Genomic DNA, 5,506 nt, shown 5'->3' with positions numbered 1-5,506 from the left:
ACAAAACAAAGCAAGTCAGTAATGATTTGTTCTGTCAGTTTCAAACTTGCATCGTGTTCACCTATTCCGGTGGCATGGTGCGCGAAATGTGCCGGTCTTCGGATCGTGCAATTCAACATTTACGGAGAGTTTGATCCTGGCTCAGGACGAACGCTGGCGGCGTGCTTAACACATGCAAGTCGAACGATGAAGCCCAGCTTGCTGGGTGGATTAGTGGCGAACGGGTGAGTAACACGTGAGTAACCTGCCCTTGACTCTGGGATAAGCGTTGGAAACGACGTCTAATACCGGATACGAGCTTCCACCGCATGGTGAGTTGCTGGAAAGAATTTTGGTCAAGGATGGACTCGCGGCCTATCAGCTTGTTGGTGAGGTAACGGCTCACCAAGGCGACGACGGGTAGCCGGCCTGAGAGGGTGACCGGCCACACTGGGACTGAGACACGGCCCAGACTCCTACGGGAGGCAGCAGTGGGGAATATTGCACAATGGGCGAAAGCCTGATGCAGCAACGCCGCGTGAGGGACGACGGCCTTCGGGTTGTAAACCTCTTTTAGCAGGGAAGAAGCGAAAGTGACGGTACCTGCAGAAAAAGCACCGGCTAACTACGTGCCAGCAGCCGCGGTAATACGTAGGGTGCAAGCGTTGTCCGGAATTATTGGGCGTAAAGAGCTCGTAGGCGGTTTGTCGCGTCTGCTGTGAAATCCCGAGGCTCAACCTCGGGTCTGCAGTGGGTACGGGCAGACTAGAGTGCGGTAGGGGAGATTGGAATTCCTGGTGTAGCGGTGGAATGCGCAGATATCAGGAGGAACACCGATGGCGAAGGCAGATCTCTGGGCCGCTACTGACGCTGAGGAGCGAAAGGGTGGGGAGCAAACAGGCTTAGATACCCTGGTAGTCCACCCCGTAAACGTTGGGCGCTAGATGTGGGGACCATTCCACGGTTTCCGTGTCGTAGCTAACGCATTAAGCGCCCCGCCTGGGGAGTACGGCCGCAAGGCTAAAACTCAAAGGAATTGACGGGGGCCCGCACAAGCGGCGGAGCATGCGGATTAATTCGATGCAACGCGAAGAACCTTACCAAGGCTTGACATATACGAGAACGGGCCAGAAATGGTCAACTCTTTGGACACTCGTAAACAGGTGGTGCATGGTTGTCGTCAGCTCGTGTCGTGAGATGTTGGGTTAAGTCCCGCAACGAGCGCAACCCTCGTTCTATGTTGCCAGCACGTCATGGTGGGAACTCATGGGATACTGCCGGGGTCAACTCGGAGGAAGGTGGGGACGACGTCAAATCATCATGCCCCTTATGTCTTGGGCTTCACGCATGCTACAATGGCCAGTACAAAGGGCTGCAATACCGTAAGGTGGAGCGAATCCCAAAAAGCTGGTCCCAGTTCGGATTGAGGTCTGCAACTCGACCTCATGAAGTCGGAGTCGCTAGTAATCGCAGATCAGCAACGCTGCGGTGAATACGTTCCCGGGCCTTGTACACACCGCCCGTCAAGTCATGAAAGTCGGTAACACCCGAAGCCAGTGGCCTAACCGCAAGGATGGAGCTGTCTAAGGTGGGATCGGTAATTAGGACTAAGTCGTAACAAGGTAGCCGTACCGGAAGGTGCGGCTGGATCACCTCCTTTCTAAGGAGCATGTGCAACGCTCGTCTGTATACAGCGAGGTTTACGTTGCCAAGTCACACTGAGACGAATGTTCTCGGGTGGCGCTCATGGGTGGAACATTGACATTGGCATCAGATCGAATGATCGGAACTCAGTACGCTGCTTGCAGTTGGAACGGTGCCGGCCAGGAGGTGTGGTGCATGCACGCTGTTGGGTCCTGAGGGACCGGATCTTCTCCGCTTCGGTGGAGGAAGGACGAACCTCAGGGCCTCTTTTGCTTGACATCAATGGTCAAGGGGAGAGGTACCGCCCGTACTTTGAGAACTACACAGTGGACGCGAGCATCTTAGATTCATGACCTTTCGGGGTTGTGGATCACAAAGATCAAACACCCTCTTCGGAGGGTGGTAGATCATTGGTCAATCTGCATCAGGTAACTGGTGTCGATCGATTCAAACTCATGTGATTTCAAATTTCTAAGAGCAAACGGTGGATGCCTTGGCATCTGGAGCCGAAGAAGGACGTAGTAATCTGCGATAAGCCTCGGGGAGCTGATAAACGAGCTGTGATCCGAGGATTTCCGAATGGGGAAACCCCGCCAGGCCCCTTGTGGTGATCTGGTGACTCCCGCCTGAATATATAGGGCGGGTAGAGGGAACGGGGGGAAGTGAAACATCTCAGTACCCCCAGGAAGAGAAAACAACAGTGATTCCGTCAGTAGTGGCGAGCGAAATCGGAAGAGGCTAAACCGGGCATGTGTGATAGCTATCAGGCGTTGCATGTCCGGGGTTGTGGGACTTCTCACTCCGAACTGATATTCGGGGAGCATTAGAACGTGGTATAGACGAATGGGATTGAAAGCCCAGCCAGAGACGGTGCCAGCCCGGTAGTCGAAATGCTGCAATCGTGCGAGGAGTATCCCAAGTAGCACGGGGCCCGAGAAATCCCGTGTGAATCTGTCAGGACCACCTGATAAGCCTAAATACTCCCAGATGACCGATAGCGGACAAGTACCGTGAGGGAAAGGTGAAAAGTACCCCGGGAGGGGAGTGAAATAGTACCTGAAACCGTTTGCTTACAAACCGTTGGAGCACCCTTGTTGGTGTGACAGCGTGCCTTTTGAAGAATGAGCCTGCGAGTTAGCGATATGTGGCGAGGTTAACCCGTGTGGGGTAGCCGTAGCGAAAGCGAGTCTGAATAGGGCGATTCAGTCGCATGTCCTAGACCCGAAGCGAAGTGATCTATCCATGGCCAGGTTGAAGCGACGGTAAGACGTCGTGGAGGACCGAACCCACTTAGGTTGAAAACTGAGGGGATGAGCTGTGGATAGGGGTGAAAGGCCAATCAAACTTCGTGATAGCTGGTTCTCTCCGAAATGCATTTAGGTGCAGCGTTGCGTGTTTCTTGCCGGAGGTAGAGCTACTGGATGGCCGATGGGGCCCAAAAGCTTACTGACGTCAGCCAAACTCCGAATGCCGGTAAGTGAGAGCGCAGCAGTGAGACGGTGGGGGATAAGCTTCATCGTCGAGAGGGAAACAACCCAGACCACCAACTAAGGTCCCAAAGCGCGTGCTAAGTGGGAAAGGATGTGGAGTTGCACAGACAACCAGGAGGTTGGCTTAGAAGCAGCCACCCTTGAAAGAGTGCGTAATAGCTCACTGGTCAAGTGATTCCGCGCCGACAATGTAACGGGGCTCAAGCACGCCACCGAAGTTGTGGCATTGATATTTTTGGTAGGCCTTCGTGGTCCAGCCGTATTGATGGGTAGGAGAGCGTCGTGTGGCGAGTGAAGCGGCGGTGTAAACCAGCCGTGGACGCTACACGAGTGAGAATGCAGGCATGAGTAGCGAAAGACATGTGAGAAACATGTCCTCCGAAAGACCAAGGGTTCCAGGGTCAAGCTAATCTTCCCTGGGTAAGTCGGGACCTAAGGCGAGGCCGACAGGCGTAGTCGATGGACAACGGGTTGATATTCCCGTACCCGCGAAGAACCGCCCAAGACAATCCAGTGGTGCTAAGAGTCCTAACCCGGACGACTGATTCCCTTCGGGGATGATGGGTCCGGTCTAACGCTCGACCCCATGCTGGTGCGTTTAGCGTATTAACAGGTGTGACGCAGGAAGGTAGCCTATGCCGGGCGATGGTTGTCCCGGTGTAAGTGCGTAGGCTGAGAGATAGGCAAATCCGTCTCTCGTGAAGGCTGAGACACGATACGGACCCGTAAGGGATAGTAGGTGATCCTATGCTGCCAAGAAAAGCATCGACGCGAGGTTCTAGTGGCCCGTACCCCAAACCGACTCAGGTGGTCAGGTAGAGAATACTAAGGAGATCGAGAGAATCGTGGTTAAGGAACTCGGCAAAATGCCCCCGTAACTTCGGGAGAAGGGGGGCCTGAGGCGTATTAGGACTTGCTCCGAAAGCGTTTGAAGGCCGCAGAGACCAGTGGGAAGCGACTGTTTACTAAAAACACAGGTCCGTGCCAAGTCGCAAGACGATGTATACGGACTGACGCCTGCCCGGTGCTGGAAGGTTAAGAGGAACGGTTAGCCGCAAGGCGAAGCTGAGAATTTAAGCCCCAGTAAACGGCGGTGGTAACTATAACCATCCTAAGGTAGCGAAATTCCTTGTCGGGTAAGTTCCGACCTGCACGAATGGCGTAACGACTTCCCAGCTGTCTCAACCGCGAACTCGGCGAAATTGCATTACGAGTAAAGATGCTCGTTACGCGCAGCAGGACGGAAAGACCCCGTGACCTTTACTACAGCTTGGTATTGGTGTTCGGTGTGGCTTGTGTAGGATAGGTGGGAGACTTTGAAGCTTGGACGCTAGTTCAGGTGGAGTCATTGTTGAAATACCACTCTGGTCACTCTGGATATCTAACTTCGAACCGTAATCCGGTTCAGGGACAGTGCCTGGTGGGTAGTTTAACTGGGGCGGTTGCCTCCCAAAAAGTAACGGAGGCGCCCAAAGGTTCCCTCAACCTGGTTGGCAATCAGGTGTCGAGTGTAAGTGCACAAGGGAGCTTGACTGTGAGACTGACAAGTCGAGCAGGGACGAAAGTCGGGACTAGTGATCCGGCAGTGGCTTGTGGAAGCGCTGTCGCTCAACGGATAAAAGGTACCTCGGGGATAACAGGCTGATCTTGCCCAAGAGTCCATATCGACGGCATGGTTTGGCACCTCGATGTCGGCTCGTCGCATCCTGGGGCTGGAGTAGGTCCCAAGGGTTGGGCTGTTCGCCCATTAAAGCGGTACGCGAGCTGGGTTTAGAACGTCGTGAGACAGTTCGGTCCCTATCCGCTGCGCGCGCAGGAAATTTGAAAGGATCTGACCCTAGTACGAGAGGACCGGGTTGGACGAACCTCTGGTGTGTCAGTTGTTCCGCCAGGAGCACCGCTGATTAGCTACGTTCGGGATGGATAACCGCTGAAAGCATCTAAGCGGGAAGCCGGCCTTAAGATGAGATTTCCATGCCTTCGGGCGAGAGGCTCCCAGCCAGACTACTGGGTTGATAGGCCGGATGTGGAAGAGAGGACGAAAGACTCTCGGAGCTGACCGGTACTAATAAGCCGATAATTTGATAACACTTTCTTTGTTTGAATACGAAGATGCTACGCGTCCACTGAGTGGTTCTCGATGTACGGTCGAGAACCCGCAGACAACACCACTGTGTTCGCACAGCGTGTTGGTTTGCTTGTTCACTTTGATACATCAATAGTGTTTCGGCGGCCATAGCGAGAGGGAAACGCCCGGTCACATTCCGAACCCGGAAGCTAAGACTCTTTGCGCCGATGGTACTGCAGGGGGGACCCTGTGGGAGAGTAGGACACCGCCGGACTTCTTCGTTGAAATGGCCACCCAAGGTTCTTGGGTGGCCATTTTGCGTTAA

General features: G+C 54.1%; 3 rRNA genes. All 3 read left to right on the top strand.

What is annotated here, in order from left to right:
- Positions 1–118 precede the first annotated feature (118 nt).
- The 3 genes from HOW07_RS19105 (at position 119) to rrf (ending at position 5,455) form a co-directional block, all read left to right on the top strand.
- Positions 119–1,639, top strand: a 16S ribosomal RNA gene (locus HOW07_RS19105).
- A gap of 445 nt (positions 1,640–2,084) precedes the next feature.
- Positions 2,085–5,202, top strand: a 23S ribosomal RNA gene (locus HOW07_RS19100).
- A gap of 136 nt (positions 5,203–5,338) precedes the next feature.
- Positions 5,339–5,455: ribosomal RNA gene (gene rrf / locus HOW07_RS19095) — 5S ribosomal RNA — on the top strand.
- Together the 16S, 23S and 5S rRNA genes form the textbook arrangement of a ribosomal RNA operon.
- Positions 5,456–5,506 lie beyond the last annotated feature (51 nt).

This window comes from Plantibacter sp. MCCC 1A11337 (assembly GCF_013349365.1).
Taxonomy (GTDB): domain Bacteria; phylum Actinomycetota; class Actinomycetes; order Actinomycetales; family Microbacteriaceae; genus Plantibacter; species Plantibacter flavus_A.
Note: the sequence above shows the minus strand (reverse complement) of the source record. Positions and strands in the feature narration are given on the sequence as shown.